This window comes from Brenneria sp. L3-3C-1, assembly GCF_016456245.1.
Classification (GTDB): domain Bacteria; phylum Pseudomonadota; class Gammaproteobacteria; order Enterobacterales; family Enterobacteriaceae; genus Brenneria.
Window position 1 is genome coordinate 38,687 of sequence record NZ_JAEMHF010000007.1, and the last position, 16,523, is coordinate 55,209.

The window sequence follows — 16,523 nt, forward strand, 5'->3', positions numbered from 1 at the left end:
TCGTAAAGAGTAGATAAAAGCCGTTTATGAAAGTGGAATTTCAGGTGGCATGACCGGTTTAGTAATAAAGGGAGATACCAGAGCAACGTCCGCCGGCGCGCCGTCACAAACGTCGGCCTGGTCTGTGGGCGTCAGGATAGCGCCGGATCTGTCCAGATGGCTGACCCGCCAGTTTCCCGGCGGAATCGCCTCCCCGCGAGTCAGCTTTAACCACTCGCCTTCCGATTGCGTCAGCCATCCCACCCATTTTTCACCGGAACCCATGACGCCTTTTAATTGCCATTTCTGCACGGAATAACGCTGGCTACAGCGTTGCGCAGAGACGGGACGAAAAGGATCGCGGCCGGCTTCCGCCGCCTCTGCCGGCCCGATGCTGAATAAAGCGATAACCAGCGATACGCGGGAGGTTCGCGCAATAATCCTATTCACCCTCTTCTCTCCGCTCAGCCATCGGTTTCACCCATGTCATGTCAATGTGTAAAGCCCCCTCCGTAGACTTCATGGCGAGGTGCTCAATCTTTAAAATATGCGGCTGCGCGATAAATTTACGCAACATACGCAGCAGCGCCGGGTAGTCGGCGCTAAAAGTTAACTGCCAGGCTTCGCGGTTAGCGGAAACCGGATTAAGGTCGGGTCGCCAGGAAAGCAATGACGCGCCGGATTGCGACAACAGCGCCGAGAGCCGTTGCGCCGGCATATCGGCATGAAAAGGCGCGGTTTCCGTCGCTACCCCGGCTAGCTGTTCCGTCAAAACGGTCAATGCGGGCATCGTCCCCAATTGTTGCTGAATATGCCGGATTGCGGCGTACTGCTTATCGATCTGCTGTTTCAGCGCCTCGGCTCGCTGTTGTCCGCCACTCAGCGCCAACACGATCCCCAGCCACGAAAAAATGACCATCGGCACAAGTTGCGCGCTTGCCAGTACCCACAGCGGCTTACTTATCCACACCGGCCAGTTAAGCATCGAATGAGTCACCGATGTTCCCCCTCGTCCGTCGACCCCGTTGCCGTGGCTCCCCAATCCGCCTGAAGAGAAAAACGCAATAACGACCGCGCGCTCTGCTGTCTTAACGCCTGAAGAACCTGTACTCGCCCCAGCGCCGGATGGCGGCCTAACGCACGATGTAAATCCACAATATCGGTATAATTCTCGCTGATTCCGGAAATCAACACATGTTCGCCGCGATCGACGATATCCGTCAGCCAGAGACGCCGGGGCATCATCGACGGCACCTGCTCCAGCAGGCGCAAATAGCGCTGGTTATGACGCATCCCTGCGGCATCGGCGTCACGCTGGGCCTGATAATGCCGCCACCTGCTCCACATCTGGCGGGTTTGCTGATATTGCATCGTCAATTGCCGCAACTGCGCCGATATGTCGCTCAGTTCGCGCTGCGACATTAGCCGTTGCTGATGCCGATGCGCAGAGATCCCAGCGAGCGTCGCCGCGACCAGCGCCAGTTGCAGCAGCAATGCCAGCAGCCAGTTACGCGCTCGCCGGCGTAAGCGCCGTTTACGCCAGGGCAAAAGATTAACCCGCGGCATGTTCAGCAATCCCCTGGGCGCACCGCCAGGCCGCCCGCGATAACAAAGGCCGATGGAAAATCAGGTAAGGGCGGCTGCATCTGGTTGAAAGCGGTCAGCGGAGACCACGGTTTCAGCACGTCGGCGGCACTGTTGGCTAAATCAGGTAACGTGCTGCTGTAATAGGCCGTATTATCAACATCTGGTAGATAGCGGGCGCTTACCAATGACAGAACGTTGGCGTCGGAAATCACCTCGTCAGGATCGATAACCCCAAACTGAAAAGGATGATTCAGCGGAGAGATCCATAGCCAACCGTCCGCCAGCCGATGCAGGAATAACCGGTTATATTCAAGTCCCGCCGCATCCGCCATACAACGAATCGCGCTGGTTGAAACATCGACCACTTCGGGATGTAAATCCGCACTACGCAGACAATCAAGCCAATGATTTAATTCACTTCGCCGCGCCGCCGTAATCACTAAAGATCCCGGCGAGTGCGGATCTTCACGATAGTCTATCGCTAACGAATCACTGCTGACCGGCAGCTTGCGGGCAGCCATATTTTCGATGTACCAACCGCGTTCAGGCTCTTGCAGCCGGCTGTCCGGCGCCGGCAGGCGTTGCTGTAATATCAGCTGCGCCGGAAACCCCACCCGCAGCGAAATATGACGGGGTAAGAGTCGGCGCCATTTCAGTAAGGTCTCACAAAGCGCTTCAGTATGGTGTAGACTACCTGCGCGTAAGGTGTCGCCCGGCAGCGGAAACTGCCACCAGTGACGAAGCTGCCAGCCGTAACGCCGGCGTTGTACCGCCAGCGCACGCATAAAGCCGTTTTGTATATCTAATCCAACCCGCCAGATGTGATAAGCCATGTTCAAATCGATCTCCTTATCTATTGCAAAGAACGCATCCACAGTTAAAAGAACGTATCCACAGTACTGGCTTACCTTTATACTAGCGCGCGATTGTTTATAAACTGTCCAAACGCTACTGAATGGAAAATCTCAGGTGAAGTTCGTAAAGTATTTACTCATCCTTGCAGTGACTTGCATCCTGCTGGGAGCAGCCTCGATATATGGTCTGTACCGCTATATCGAACCCCAGTTGCCCGATGTCACCACATTGAAAGACATCCGGCTGCAAACGCCCATGCAGGTATACAGCGCCGATGGCGAACTGATCGCCCAGTTCGGTGAAAAACGCCGTATCCCACTGAAGCTGGAACAGATCCCGCCGGTGCTGGTGCATGCCTTTATCGCCACGGAAGACAGCCGTTTCTATGAGCACCATGGCGTCGATCCGGTGGGGATCATCCGTGCCGCCTCGATTGCGTTAAGCTCCGGTCATGCTTCCCAGGGCGCCAGCACCATTACGCAGCAACTTGCCAGAAACTTTTTCCTCAGCCCGGAACGCACCCTGATTCGTAAGATCAAGGAAGTCTTTCTGGCCATCCGCATTGAGCAACTGCTCACTAAAGATGAAATTCTTGAGCTATACCTGAATAAAATCTACCTCGGATACCGCGCTTACGGCGTCGGCGCGGCCGCACATGTTTACTTTGGTCGTCCTGTCGATCAGCTTACGCTGAGCGAGATGGCGATGATTGCCGGTTTACCGAAAGCGCCGTCCACCTTTAATCCGCTTTATTCCTATGACCGCGCCATTGCGCGGCGTAACGTGGTTCTGGCGCGCATGAGAGATGAGAACTACATCACTCAGGCGCAATATGATGAAGCGCGGAATGAAAAGCTGGTGGCTGACTATCACGCGCCGCGGATTGCGTTTTCCGCGCCTTATGTGGCGGAAATGGTGCGTCAGGAAATGGTCAAGCGTTATGGCGATGATGCCTATAACGACGGCTATAAGGTCTACACCACCATCACCAGAAAACGCCAGTTGGCCGCGCAAGACGCGCTGCGCAATAACGTCCTCGCCTATGACATGCGCCACGGCTATCGCGGCCCGACAAAAGTGCTGTGGAAAATTGGCGAAAGCGCCTGGGATCAGGACAAGATCGTCGCCACGCTGAAAAGCCTGCCGGTTTACGGCCCGTTATTCCCGGCCGTCGTCACCGCGACGCAGGCCGACAGCGCGGTTGCCGTGATGTCCGACGGCAGTCACATCTCTTTGCCGATGGCCGGTATGCGCTGGGCGCGTCCTTATCGTTCCGATACGCAACAAGGCCCGACCCCCAGACGCGTGACCGACGTGGTGCAAGCCGGTCAGCAGGTGTGGGTGCGCAAAGTGGACAACGATTGGTGGCTTGCTCAGGTGCCGGATGTGAATTCGGCGCTGGTGTCGCTCAACCCGAACAATGGCGCCATTGAAGCGCTGGTGGGGGGATTTGACTTTAACCAAAGCAAGTTTAACCGCGCGACGCAGGCGTTGCGTCAGATTGGCTCCAACATCAAGCCGTTCCTTTATACCGCCGCGATGGACAAAGGCCTGACGCTCGCCACGATCCTGAATGATGTGCCGATTACGCGTTGGGACGCGGGCGCGGGTTCGGACTGGCGGCCGAAAAATTCACCCGCAACCTATGACGGCCCCATCCGTTTGCGTCAGGGACTGGGACAATCCAAAAACGTGGTGATGGTACGCGCCATGCGGGCAATGGGCGTGGATTACGCCGCAGAATACTTGCAGCGTTTCGGCTTCCCGAAACAGAACATTGTCTATACCGAATCGCTGGCGCTGGGCGCCCCCTCGTTTACGCCGCTACAGGTGGTTCGCGGCTATGCGGTGATGGCGAACGGCGGTTATCTGGTCGATCCCTATCTGATTACCAAAATAGAGAGCGAGGCGGGCGGCGCCGTCTTTACCGCCACGCCGAAAGTGGTCTGCGATACCTGTAATTTACCGTTGGTTTACGGTGAAACGCAGCGGGCCGCGACGCTGTCTGCGGATAGTATGGAAAATGTGGCGACGTCCAGAGAAAACCGGAACGCCTTACCCATGCCGCAACTGGAGCCGGTTACGCCGCAAGAAGCGCTGCAAAAGACCGCACCGCCTTATGCGCCGCATGTGATCAGCACGCCGCTGGCTTTCCTGATCAAGGATGCTCTGAACAGCAATGTGTTTGGCGAGCCGGGCTGGACGGGTACGGGGTGGCGCGCCGGCCGTGAACTGAACCGTCGTGATATTGGCGGAAAAACGGGGACGACCAACAGTTCCAAAGACGCCTGGTTTTCGGGCTATGGCCCAGACCTTGTCACCTCCGTGTGGATCGGCTTTGACGACCATCGCCGTACTTTAGGCACCAGCAGCGCGTCTGGCGCGATCAAAGATCAAATATCGGGTTATGAAGGCGGCGCGAAAACGGCGCAGCCCGCCTGGGATGATTTTATGAAAGCCGCGCTGGATGGGGTTCCCGAGCAGCCGCTGACTCCGCCGCCGGGCATCGTCAGCGTGTCTATCGATCGCAGCAGCGGCAAACTGTCCAACGGCGGCGGCAACAGTCGCGCCGAGTTCTTTATTGAAGGAACGCAGCCGACGGAATATGAAGTCCATGAAGTCGGCACGACCTTGATGGATAACGGACAGAGCGAAGAGCTGTTCTGATCGCTGTGGCGGAGTTGCCTACACAACAGGCGCTGAATACGGCGCCTTTTTTATTTTTGCCTGTCCGCAATAAGTTTACTGCCGGCCTAACCAATCCTGCGTTAAAAACAGCGCGCTGACATTACGCGCTTCCCGAAAATCCGGATCCTGTAGCAGCAACATCATATCGCTTATCGGCCAGCGCACTTTCGGCATCGGTTCCGGCTCATCACCCTCACGACTTTGCGGATACAGCCCGCGCGCGACGACAATGTTCATCTGGCTGGAAAAATAGGACGGCGCCATCGTCAATGTGGCTAACAAATCCATTTTTTCCGCACCAAATCCCGCCTCCTCCATCAGTTCCCGGTTGGCCGCTTCGAATACCGTCTCGCCCGGATCGATCAATCCTTTAGGAAACCCAAGTTCATATTGTTCAATCCCCACCGCATACTCACGGATCAACAGCAGTTCATCATCAATGATCGGCACAATCATCACCGCTTCCCGGCCGCTTGGCCGCATCCGCTCATAAACCCGTCGAGCGCCATTACTGAATTCCAGATCGATGGATTCAACATTGAACAAACGCGATCGCGCAACTGTTTCTACTTTGAGGATTTTAGGTTTTTGCAGGTTATGACTCATAATGGCCCCATAGAGAAATTACGACCGGAACGACACTTTCGCCCACCCCGAACGACGGTTTATGTTACCCTCACCATAGTTGCCGGCGTGTCGCAGAATGAAACGAAATCGTTAATATTCTTTTTTGATCTTGCTCACATTGTGCGTTAACAATGGCCTTCGCTGCAACTCTCATGAACATGAATGTACTTTTTCATAACATGAGGTAAACATCGCCGTTGAAGTAAAAATAAAAAGTCAATGACCTGTCAAAAAATCAGACTTTCCTCATTTCAGATGTTCCTGCTGAGAGTTACTATCATCGCCTTGCGTGGACAATTTCCGTTATTTTTTAATTAGTAATCTAATAAAACAAGACCATACGGGTTACCATCGATTGTATAAGTTTGTTAAAATTCGACACAAACAAGGAGCTAGCCGCTTTGGGATGGAGATGACATGAGCACAATATTTATCCTATTGGCTATATTGTTTGCCTGTCTGCTCGCCGTCGGAAGTTTCATTGGCTACCGTATGCGCCGACGCCTGCCATTCGCCAATCCCTTGCCGGTAACGCCATCGTTGCCCCGTCAACTGACACCGGAAGAACGCATTGCCGTTGAGCATTACCTTGCTCAGGAAAATAGTCAGACAACCACGCCGCTCGACACGCCGACCGACCAACCCAAGCTCCCCCGTTCATTACAAAGCAATCGGGTCTATCCGATCACGCATACCATTACGCGTTACGGCCTGAGCACCGACGCGCAAACGAAATGGCGCTACTATATCGATACGCAGGAGATTCATCTGCCCCCCAATTGGGAGCAGTATATTACCGAAAATAACACCGTCGAATTGATTAAAACCCGTTCAATCCCCCTGGTTATTTCCCTGAACGGGCACTCATTGGCGGAATGCGTCGATAACCGTCAGGTGATGCCCGCCCCTGAAATTCCGATGCCCAATGCCTCCATTCGTCAGGAAGAACATGAACACGCCGAGCTGGTGACCATTCGTAAGGAAACCAGAGAAGAGCATGCCATCCATCACTCCGCGGGGCTGAAAGAAGCCGGGGTTCTCTGTCTGGCATTCCTGTTGTTGCTCATCAGTCTTAACAGCCCGATAGCGCTGCTTCCCTGGCTGACCGGCTCCGCGGCGCTGCTCGCCGCCTGGAGTGTCTGGCAGCTCTTCCGCTCCCCCTCAGAGCAGGAACTGCGTGACGTCCACTGCCTGCATGGCACGCCGCAAAGTCTCGGGCTTTTTGGCGAATCCAACCAGGGGCAGTTCGGTAATATTTCATTGGGTAACATCGACCTTATTTATCCCCCCCACTGGCAACCCTATATCTCGCTGGATTTAGGCAGGAAAACCGATGTCGATATTTATCTTAACCGGCAGGTCGTCCGTCAGGGGGAACACCTTTCGTTGCATGACGAAGTAAAAAACTTTCCCCTGCAACGGTGGGGGAAAAATCTGCTGCTGGCGGCCGGATCGCTGTTCAGCCTGATCCTCTTATTGACCTACGTTCCCCTTGAACTGCCGTTAAAGCTCAGTATGGCCTGGATACAAGGCGCGCAACATATTCAGGTGACTCAGGTTGATGAACTGGAAAAAATACCGCTTAAAATCGGCGATGCCCTGAACGTTCAGGGCTCCGGAATGTGTTATGTCCCGTCCGGGATCCATCCCGCAAGCAGCAACTCTCCGCCCCATGCCTTTACGCCTTTTGACTGTTCCGCGATTTACTGGAATAAGGCCGACCCTTTACCCTTGCCGGAATCCGATATCATTGAAAAAACCTCGGCGCTGCTTAACGCGGTGAATAGTCAGTTACATCCCCAGACCGATAACGAAGGCCAGGTTAACTCGCAGCTTGCCACCGCCATTCAAAAATCCGGCATGATCCTGCTGAACGATTTTTCAGAGATTGTGCTGAAAACACAGGAACTCTGCGAGCAGGAGAGAGACTGTACCCGGCTGAAAAATGCATTGATTAATCTGGGCAACGTGAAGAACTGGGATACGCTGGTAAAACAGGCTAGATCGGGATCGCTGAAAGGCATGAACGTTCTGCTGCGCCCGGTAAGCGCGGAGACGCTGGAATCGCTCGTCAACAGCTCAACTGACTTTTTCTTCTATCAGGAAATCAATAACGCCGCTGATTTACTCAATAGCCCTCCTCCGGGCGGCTTTTTAATTCGCAGCGATGAAGGACGCCAATTCGTCAGTCACCCTTTGCCGCTCATGCCGCTGCATGAATACCGCCCCTCAGACCAATGGCAAGAACTCCAGCGGTTATCAGCCATGTTATTACACACGCCGTTTAATGCATCGGGCGTCATCACTCACCTCAGCACCGATGCCAATGGCACCCAGCATATTGGCCTGCACAGTGAACCCGATGTCATTACGCTGTGGCGTTATCTTGGCAGTTGTCTGCTGTTGCTGATCTTTTCCGCGACATTGATCGCCAACGCCGTGCTGTTGGGCATAAAAGTCCGTAAGAGTCGGCAGCGGGTAACCCATATTCAGCATTACTATGCCCAACGCTTTGGCCCCGCCGCCTCGCCGCCGCCCTTGCTCGACAACCGCATGGCCCAGCCCTGAACGTCGCGACGCGCAGCGCTGTTATGTTATTCTGATAGCGCTGCCGCCGACATCTCCCCCGCCAACGTTCAGGAATCGTTCGCTATCTGGAGTTATTTATGAGCCCCCCTATTAACTGGCAAGAAATTGATACCGTCATACTGGATATGGATGGCACGCTGCTTGATCTGGCGTTTGATAGCTATTTCTGGTTGCAACTGGTGCCGCAGTCGCTCAGTGAAAAACGCGGCATCAGTCTGGAACAGGCGCAACAGTTTATCGCAACGGAGTACCAGGCGGTGCAGAATACGCTCAACTGGTACAGTTTCGATTACTGGAGCGAGAAGCTGGGGCTGGACATCTATCAGATGACGACGGATATCGGCGCCCGCGTCCGTCTGCGCTCAGACACGACACCGTTCCTGTCGGCGCTGCGCGACAGCCGAAAACGAACTATTCTACTGACTAATGCCCACCCGCACAGCCTGGCGGTCAAGATTGAACACACCGGGTTGGATCAGCACCTTGATTTATTGCTTTCCACCCACACTTATGGGTATCCGAAAGAGAATCAGCGGTTATGGCAGGCCGTGCAGCGGCAAACCGGTTTCAATCCGGCCAGAACGCTGTTTGTTGATGACAGCGAACCGATTCTGGACGCCGCCAAAACGTTCGGCATACGCTATTGTCTGGGCGTCAGTAATCCCGATTCCAGCCAGCAGGAAAAATCATTCCGGCAGCATCCGGCACTGAATGATTATCTTGGGCTATTACCGTCGTTGCTGCGCTCGGTAAACCCCGGTAATCAGGAGAGTTCATGATGAAAGCAACCGAGAATGCCGACGAAGCCATCCGTCTGGATAAATGGTTGTGGGCCGCCCGTTTCTATAAAACCCGGGCTATTGCGCGTGAAATGGTTGACGGCGGCAAAGTCCACTACAACGGACAACGCAGCAAGCCCAGTAAGCTGGTTGAGCTGAATGCCGAGATCAAGTTACGGCAGGGAAACGACGAGCGTACGGTGATTGTTCGCGCGCTCAGCGGTCAACGCCGAACCGCCACTGAAGCCCAGTCGCTGTATCAGGAAACCACAGCCAGCATTGAAAAACGGGAAAAGCTGGCGCTGGCGCGAAAAATGAATGCGCTGACCATGCCGCACCCGGATCGTCGCCCTGATAAGAAAGAACGGCGGGATCTGATTAAATTTAAATACAGCGATCAGGAATAAACCCAATATGGCCACCCATGACCAACTACACCGTTACCTGTTTGAAAATTATGCCGTTCGTGGCGAATTGGCGACGGTAAGCGATACCTATAGGCACATTCTGACCAATCATGACTACCCTGCCGCGGTGCAAACGCTGCTGGGAGAAATGCTGGTCGCCACCAGTCTGTTAACGGCAACCTTAAAGTTCAACGGAGATATCACCGTGCAGCTTCAGGGAGACGGCCCGCTGAAGCTGGCGGTGATTAACGGCGACCATCGACAGCAAATGCGTGGCGTGGCGCGCCTGCAAGGCGAAATCGCGCCGGATAGCTCACTCAAAGACATGGTCGGTAACGGCTATCTGGTGATTACCATTACGCCGACGGAAGGCGAACGCTATCAGGGCGTCGTTGGCCTTGAGGGTGAAACGCTCGCCGATTGTCTGGAAAACTACTTCCTGCAATCCGAACAGCTTCCCACCCGGTTATTTATCCGCACCGGACGGCATGAAGGCCGCATGGCCGCCGCCGGTATGTTGTTACAGGTGCTGCCGGCGCAAAACGCCGGCCGTGATGATTTCGATCATCTGGCACAGCTAACAGCCACGGTCAAAGCCGATGAATTATTTACGCTTTCCGCCAACGATGTGCTTTACCGCCTCTACCATCAGGAACAGGTCACGGTATATGAGCCGCAGACGGTATCTTTCCAATGCCATTGTTCGCGCGATCGCTGCGCCGATGCATTAATGACGCTTTCCGACCAGGACATGGCCGACATGCTGGAGCAGGACGGCGAGATCGACATGCACTGCGACTATTGCGGTAGTCACTACCGCTTCAGTGCCGAAGAGATACAGGCGCTCAAACAGAATCCATCAGATAATCTTTTGCATTAATCCTTTCACGGGTACGTCAGGTACCCGTTTTATTCTCTTTATTAACAAAGCGATAAATTAACCTGTTCAATTTTACAACATATTGAATAAGCAAAGTAATTAACGAATTTATTCAATTTTATGATTGCTATCGCGGTTAAAATAAGCTTACTGCTTACAATGGTTCTCAGTATGACTATAACTATTGAGGAGTAGCGACATGCAGATCAAAGGTATGACACCACAAGCTCTCGCGGCTTATGGAATCCAAAATGTCCGCGGTATTGTCTACAACCCCAGCTATGAATTACTTTTTAAAGAAGAACTCGACCCAACCCTACAAGGCTATGAACGCGGCATAGAAACCAAACTGGGCGCCGTCGCCGTCGACACCGGCATTTTTACCGGCCGTTCCCCGAAAGACAAATACATCGTTCGCGATGACGTCACCCGCGACAGCGTGTGGTGGTCGGATCAAGGGAAAGGTAAAAATGATAACCACCCCCTGAGTCAGGAAACCTGGACACACCTGAAACAGCTGGTGACCACGCAATTATCGGGCAAGCGCCTGTTTATCGTCGACGCTTTCTGCGGCGCCAACCCGGATAGCCGCCTGAAGGTTCGCTTCATTACCGAAGTGGCCTGGCAGGCGCACTTCGTTAAAAACATGTTTATTCGCCCGAGTGATGAAGAACTACAGGATTTCGAGCCTGATTTCATCGTCATGAACGGCGCCAAATGCACCAACCCGCAATGGCAGGAACAGGGGCTGAACTCCGAAAACTTCATCGCCTTTAATCTGACGGAACGTATTCAGTTGATTGGCGGCACCTGGTACGGCGGCGAAATGAAGAAAGGGATGTTCTCCATCATGAACTACCTGTTGCCGCTAAAAGGCATCGCCTCCATGCACTGCTCGGCCAACGTCGGCGAACAAGGCGATGTGGCGATCTTCTTCGGCCTTTCCGGCACGGGTAAAACCACCCTGTCCACCGACCCTAAACGCCAGTTGATCGGCGATGATGAGCACGGCTGGGATGATGACGGCGTCTTCAACTTTGAGGGCGGTTGCTACGCCAAAACCATTAAACTGTCCAAAGAAGCGGAGCCGGATATTTATGGCGCCATCAAGCGGGACGCGCTACTGGAAAACGTCACCGTGCTGGCGGACGGCAGCGTCGATTTCAACGACGGTTCAAAAACCGAGAATACCCGCGTTTCCTATCCGATCTACCACATTCACAACATTGTGAAACCGGTCTCCAAAGCCGGGCATGCCACCAAGGTGATTTTCCTGACGGCGGATGCGTTCGGCGTATTGCCGCCGGTGTCCCGGCTGACGTCAGACCAGACCCAGTACCACTTCCTGTCTGGCTTCACCGCCAAACTGGCGGGCACCGAACGCGGCGTGACGGAACCGACGCCGACGTTCTCCGCCTGCTTCGGCGCCGCCTTCCTGTCGCTGCATCCCACGCAGTACGCAGAGGTGCTGGTCAAACGCATGAAAGCCTCCGGCGCTCAGGCGTACCTGGTGAATACCGGCTGGAACGGCACCGGGAAACGTATTTCCATCAAAGATACGCGCGGCATTATCGACGCCATCCTCAATGGCAGCATTGACGATGCGGAAATGCGGACGCTGCCGATCTTCAATCTGGCGATCCCAACCTCATTGCCGGGCGTTGATCCTGACATTCTCGATCCGCGCGATACCTACGCGGATCTGGCGCAATGGCAGGAAAAAGCGGAAGATCTGGCGCAACGGTTTATCGCCAACTTTGATAAATACACCGACGCGCCCGCCGGCGCCGCTTTGGTTACCGCCGGCCCTAAGCTGTAACCGGACGATAACGGGGAGAGGCAACAAAGGCGCGGGGTCCGCGCCTTTTACTTATCATGCCAGCTAGTCTTTATCCGTACTGCTCTCGGCGCTTACCCTATCAAACAGCAGCGGCAAATAAGCCCGGACGTACAGTCCGCCGCGCTCGTTGGCGCCCACGTCAAGTACGCCGTGATGCGCATCAATAATTCGCTGCACGATCGCCAGCCCCAGACCCGTTCCGCTGGTGCTGCGGGCGCTGTCGCCGCGGACAAAAGGTTGGAACAGGTGCTTAAGCTGCTCCGGATCGATGCCGGCGCCATCATCCTCAACCTGAAACCAGGCGCGCTGCAATTCACGGCCGGTGCTGACCTTGATCCAGCCGTTGCCATAACGGGCCGCGTTTACCACCAGATTCAGCGCCGCGCGTTTAATTGACAAAGGACTGACGCGAACCATCAATTCGCCTGAGGAAAAATCGCTGTCAATCTGGCGTTCATAGCCGCTTTCTGCCGCCACCACTTCGCCCATAATGGCGTTAAGATCCGCCACTTCGGTTTGCATTTCCTGACCGGTACGCAGGTAGTCGATGAACTGCTCGATGATCGCATTGCACTCTTCAATATCTTTATTGATCGACTCCGCCAGATAGTCGTCATCCTTGCTCATCATTTCCGTTGCCAGACGAATACGCGTCAGCGGGGTGCGTAAATCGTGACTGACGCCCGCCATCAGCAGAGTACGATCGTCCGCCAGCAGCTTCACGCCCGAGGCCATCTGGTTAAACGCCCGGGTCACCGAGCGCACCTCCGAGGCGCCATACTCACGCAACGGCGGCGGAATAATGCCTTTACCGACCTGTAAGGCCGCATGTTCCAGTTCGACAAGCGGACGATTCTGCACCCGAATAAACAGCCACGCGCCGCCAATCACCAAGAGCATAATCGCCAGCGTGTAGCGAAATAGCGGGGAAAAATCCCCCTGATGAATTTCGGTTAACGGCACCCGCACCCAGATATCCGGCGATAGCCAGGTTTTCAGCCACACCACCGGGGTATTTTTGTTCACCTCAACCCGCACGTCCGTCGGGCCGCCCAACTGTTGCGCCATCTGCTGGCTCAGAAACTTATAGTGCTGAGCCCACCGCAGGCCGCTCTCCTCCGCCGCCGCATTGGTATATAACGATATACCCAGCTCACGGTAAATCTCACGCCGGAACGCAGGCGGCACCTCCAGGGTGGTGCCGTCCTCCAGTTGCAGGCTGTCGGTCATCAGCATTCTTACTTCATAGGCCAGCACTTTATTAAACTGCTGTAAACTCGGCAAAATAGCGAAGTTCAGCACCACCAGATAGGTGGTGACCAGACTGACGAACAACAGCGTGACAATCAGCAACAATGTCCGGGCAAATGAGCTACGCGGAGAAAAGCGCCATCGCATCATGCCTTACTGCCGTCCGGCACAAAGACGTAACCCAGGCCCCAAACGGTTTGGATATAGCGCGGGTGCGCCGGATCCTCTTCCACCATGCGCCGCAGACGGGAAATCTGTACGTCGATGGAACGTTCCATGGCGCTGTATTCGCGGCCGCGCGCCAGATTCATCAGTTTGTCGCGCGACAGTGGCTCCCGCGGATGGCTGACCAGCGCTTTGAGCACGGCAAACTCACCGCTGGTTAACGGCATAGGCTCATCATCGCGGAACATTTCGCGTGTGCCCAGATTCAGTTTGAATTTACCAAAGGCGATAATCGCCTCTTCCTGCGACGGCGCGCCCGGCAGCTCATTTGCCTGACGGCGCAGCACCGCACGAATACGGGCCAACAGCTCACGTGGATTAAACGGTTTGGGAATATAGTCATCCGCGCCGATTTCCAGGCCGACGATACGGTCGACCTCTTCCCCTTTCGCCGTCACCATGATGATTGGCATGGGATTACTCTGGCTGCGCAAACGACGGCAGATGGACAGACCGTCTTCACCCGGCAGCATCAGATCCAACACCATCAGGTGAAATGACTCACGGGTCAGTAAACGATCCATCTGTTCAGCATTGGCAACGCTGCGTACCTGAAAACCCTGCTCGGTCAGATAACGTTCCAGCAGCGCGCGTAAACGCATATCGTCATCCACAACCAGAATTTTATAGTTCTCTTGCATTCTCTTTCTCCAAAGGCGCAATAGCCGCCGATGCCGCTATTGTTCAGAAACATTCGAATTACTGACAGTCGTTTCTGGTATACATTCTAGGCAAAATTGTTACAAAGCATATTAAAATACGCTTAATCAACCGTTTCCTTGCGTTAGTGATCGCTACCTTGCCATAAACCGACCGCCGTTCGCTATGCCAACGCATGGCGTTGGGCGTTAAAGCACACAATAGGTAATGGAATTCGCCGAAAGCGCATTTTATAAGCCCCAAAGGGATGCCGCACCGCCTCAGAAATACTTGATATAATGCCGGCCAATATCCCCAATAGCATGAGATTGAAAGCGAGTGAAAACCAAGCTGATCACCCGGGAAGGATACAACAAGCTCAAAGCGGAACACGACCATCTCTGGAATGTGAAACGACCCGAGATAACCCGGATCGTGTCATGGGCCGCCAGTCTGGGGGACAGATCTGAAAACGCCGATTATACCTATAATAAGCGTTTGCTACGCCAGATTGACCGCCGCGTCCGCTACTTGAGAAAGTGTCTGACCGAGCTACAGATCGTCGACTATTCCCCGCAACAGGACGGCAAGGTCTTTTTTGGCGCCTGGGTCGAAATTGAAAACGAAGAAGGCCGGACAAGACGCTTTCGCATCGTCGGGCCTGATGAAATTTATGGCGACGCTAAAGATTACATCTCCATTGACTCGCCGATGGCGCGGGCATTACTGAAAAAAGAGGTCGATCAGGCCTTCACCGTCACCACCCCGGAAGGCGCCAAAGAATGGTACGTCAATGCGATCGAATACATCACGCGCCAAAGCGAATAACCGGAAATTTTTTCGCTATCAAACGTTATGCTTCATTCAGCCGGGAAACATAATCCCGGCGCGGTTCGCCGATATAAATCTGCCGCGGACGATAAATCTTGATGTCCTGCTGATTGTGCATTTCATTCCAGTGCGCAATCCACCCGATGGTGCGGCCGACGGCGGAAATCACCGGAAACATCGAGGACGGCAGCCCCATCGCTTTGAGGATCACCGCGGTGTAAAAATCGGCGCTGGGATACAATTTGTTTTCCAGGAAATAGGGATCGGTGATGGCAATATGCTCCAGCTCGATGGCGACCTGAAGCAGGCTGTCTTCCATCCCCAGTTCACTGAGGACGTCGTAACAGGTTTTACGCAGGATGGCGGCACGCGGATCGAAATGTTGATAGATCGAATTGCCAAATCCCATCAGCCGCAGCGAGTCGCCCTGATCTTTTGCTCGCTTCAAAAACGCCGGAATACGATCGACCGTTTTAATCTCTTCCAGCATGCGCATGCAGGCTTCGTTGGCGCCGCCATGCAACGGCCCCCACATTGAAGCCAGCCCTGCGGCAATACAGGCAAACGGGTTGGCCCCGGATGAACCGGAAGCCCTGACCGCCATGGTGGACGGACACTGGCCGTGGTCGGCGTGCAGGATCAGAATCCGGTTCATCGCGTTTTCCAGCACCGGATTCACCTCATACTTTTCCGCCGGAATAGAAAACAGCATATGCAGGAGATTGCCGGTATAGGAAAGCGAATTGCGAGGATAAACGGCGGGCTGTTCGATAGAGTATTTGTAACACATCGCCGCCAGCGTCGGCATTTTCGACAACAGCCGGACGGCGGCCAATTCGCGATGTTCGGGATTGTTAATATCCAGCACGTCATGATAGAACGCCGCCAGCGCCCCGACGACCGCACACATCAGCGCCATAGGATGCGCATCGCGGCGAAAGCCGCTGAACATACGGCTGATCTGCTCATGCACCAGGGTATGGCGGGTAATGGTGTTGGCAAATCTGGCGTATTCGTCCTTTGAAGGCGCCTCGCCGTGCAGCAGGATAAAGCAGACTTCGGTAAAATCACAGTTATCCGCCAGTTGCTCGACAGGAAACCCCCGATGCAGCAACACGCTGTTGGCGGCGTCAATGTAGGTAATTTCAGATTCACACCCTGCCGTATTGGCAAAACCGGGATCGTAACTGCATAACCCCCGAGTGCCGAGCGGGCGAATATCCACGGCATCCCTTCCCATCACGCCGGAACGAATGTCCAGCGTGATATTTTCCTGCCCGTCTACAATCAGGGTGGACTTGCTTACTGTCATTGAACTCTCTCCTGCACGGATTGGTCATCGCGGT

Annotated in this window: 15 protein-coding genes; 7 read left to right on the top strand and 8 right to left on the bottom strand. The window is 54.4% G+C overall.

Annotation, left to right across the window (positions count from 1 at the left end; all coding sequences use genetic code 11):
* Positions 1-24: 24 nt before the first annotated feature.
* The 4 genes from JG725_RS13995 to pilM are packed head-to-tail and all read right to left on the bottom strand — an operon-like array spanning position 25 to position 2,399.
* A complete protein-coding gene (locus JG725_RS13995) occupies positions 25-429 on the bottom strand; it encodes a HofP DNA utilization family protein (RefSeq protein WP_330529049.1) in 405 nt (134 codons plus the stop codon).
* A complete protein-coding gene (locus JG725_RS14000; protein WP_172291286.1) occupies positions 422-976 on the bottom strand; it encodes a hypothetical protein in 555 nt (184 codons plus the stop codon). Before JG725_RS14000 ends, JG725_RS13995 begins: the two co-directional genes overlap by 8 nt.
* Positions 973-1,545 carry a PilN domain-containing protein gene (locus JG725_RS14005; protein WP_199378527.1) on the bottom strand — a complete coding sequence of 191 codons (573 nt, stop codon included), beginning with the start codon at positions 1,543-1,545 and terminating at the stop codon, positions 973-975. The genes JG725_RS14000 and JG725_RS14005 overlap by 4 nt, the downstream gene beginning before the upstream one ends.
* A gap of 2 nt (positions 1,546-1,547) precedes the next feature.
* Positions 1,548-2,399 (bottom strand): pilus assembly protein PilM, encoded by an 852-nt coding sequence (gene pilM / locus JG725_RS14010; RefSeq protein ID WP_172291288.1) that lies wholly within the window; start codon positions 2,397-2,399, stop codon positions 1,548-1,550.
* 136 nt (positions 2,400-2,535) lie between these two features.
* On the opposite strand from pilM, the gene mrcA reads away from it, so the two are divergent.
* Positions 2,536-5,088 carry a peptidoglycan glycosyltransferase/peptidoglycan DD-transpeptidase MrcA gene (gene mrcA / locus JG725_RS14015; protein ID WP_199378529.1) on the top strand — a complete coding sequence of 851 codons (2,553 nt, stop codon included), beginning with the start codon at positions 2,536-2,538 and terminating at the stop codon, positions 5,086-5,088.
* 75 nt (positions 5,089-5,163) lie between these two features.
* Here mrcA and nudE read toward each other — a convergent pair whose 3' ends face one another.
* The gene (nudE, locus tag JG725_RS14020; RefSeq protein ID WP_199378531.1) at positions 5,164-5,715 is read right to left on the bottom strand and encodes an ADP compounds hydrolase NudE; all 552 of its coding nucleotides are present in this window, start codon (positions 5,713-5,715) and stop codon (positions 5,164-5,166) included.
* A 438-nt stretch (positions 5,716-6,153) separates the two neighbouring features.
* Here nudE and JG725_RS14025 point away from each other — a divergent pair, with 438 nt between their 5' ends.
* From JG725_RS14025 to pckA, 5 genes are all read left to right on the top strand, one after another.
* Positions 6,154-8,304 carry an intracellular growth attenuator family protein gene (locus tag JG725_RS14025; RefSeq protein WP_172291291.1) on the top strand — a complete coding sequence of 717 codons (2,151 nt, stop codon included), beginning with the start codon at positions 6,154-6,156 and terminating at the stop codon, positions 8,302-8,304.
* A 98-nt stretch (positions 8,305-8,402) separates the two neighbouring features.
* Positions 8,403-9,104 (top strand): GMP/IMP nucleotidase, encoded by a 702-nt coding sequence (gene yrfG, locus JG725_RS14030; protein ID WP_172291292.1) that lies wholly within the window; start codon positions 8,403-8,405, stop codon positions 9,102-9,104.
* Entirely contained in the window at positions 9,101-9,511 is a 411-nt protein-coding gene (gene hslR, locus JG725_RS14035) for a ribosome-associated heat shock protein Hsp15 (RefSeq protein ID WP_172291293.1), read from the top strand. Before yrfG ends, hslR begins: the two co-directional genes overlap by 4 nt.
* Positions 9,512-9,518: 7 nt before the next feature.
* Positions 9,519-10,391: an Hsp33 family molecular chaperone HslO gene (gene hslO / locus JG725_RS14040; RefSeq protein WP_172291294.1), complete on the top strand. Its 873-nt coding sequence runs from the start codon at positions 9,519-9,521 to the stop codon at positions 10,389-10,391.
* Between the two features lie 199 nt (positions 10,392-10,590).
* Complete coding sequence (pckA, locus tag JG725_RS14045) at positions 10,591-12,210, top strand: phosphoenolpyruvate carboxykinase (ATP) (RefSeq protein WP_172291295.1); 1,620 nt, start codon at positions 10,591-10,593, stop codon at positions 12,208-12,210.
* A 63-nt stretch (positions 12,211-12,273) separates the two neighbouring features.
* Here pckA and envZ read toward each other — a convergent pair whose 3' ends face one another.
* Positions 12,274-13,632 (bottom strand): two-component system sensor histidine kinase EnvZ, encoded by a 1,359-nt coding sequence (envZ, locus tag JG725_RS14050; RefSeq protein ID WP_199378533.1) that lies wholly within the window; start codon positions 13,630-13,632, stop codon positions 12,274-12,276.
* Positions 13,629-14,348, bottom strand: a complete 720-nt coding sequence (gene ompR / locus JG725_RS14055; protein WP_005969424.1) for a two-component system response regulator OmpR — start codon at positions 14,346-14,348, stop codon at positions 13,629-13,631. Before ompR ends, envZ begins: the two co-directional genes overlap by 4 nt.
* A 337-nt stretch (positions 14,349-14,685) precedes the next feature.
* On the opposite strand from ompR, the gene greB reads away from it, so the two are divergent.
* Entirely contained in the window at positions 14,686-15,174 is a 489-nt protein-coding gene (gene greB / locus JG725_RS14060; RefSeq protein WP_172291297.1) for a transcription elongation factor GreB, read from the top strand.
* A 25-nt stretch (positions 15,175-15,199) separates the two neighbouring features.
* On the opposite strand, the gene JG725_RS14065 is transcribed toward greB, so the two are convergent.
* Positions 15,200-16,489 carry a citrate synthase gene (locus tag JG725_RS14065; protein ID WP_199378535.1) on the bottom strand — a complete coding sequence of 430 codons (1,290 nt, stop codon included), beginning with the start codon at positions 16,487-16,489 and terminating at the stop codon, positions 15,200-15,202.
* Positions 16,490-16,523: the final 34 nt, after the last annotated feature.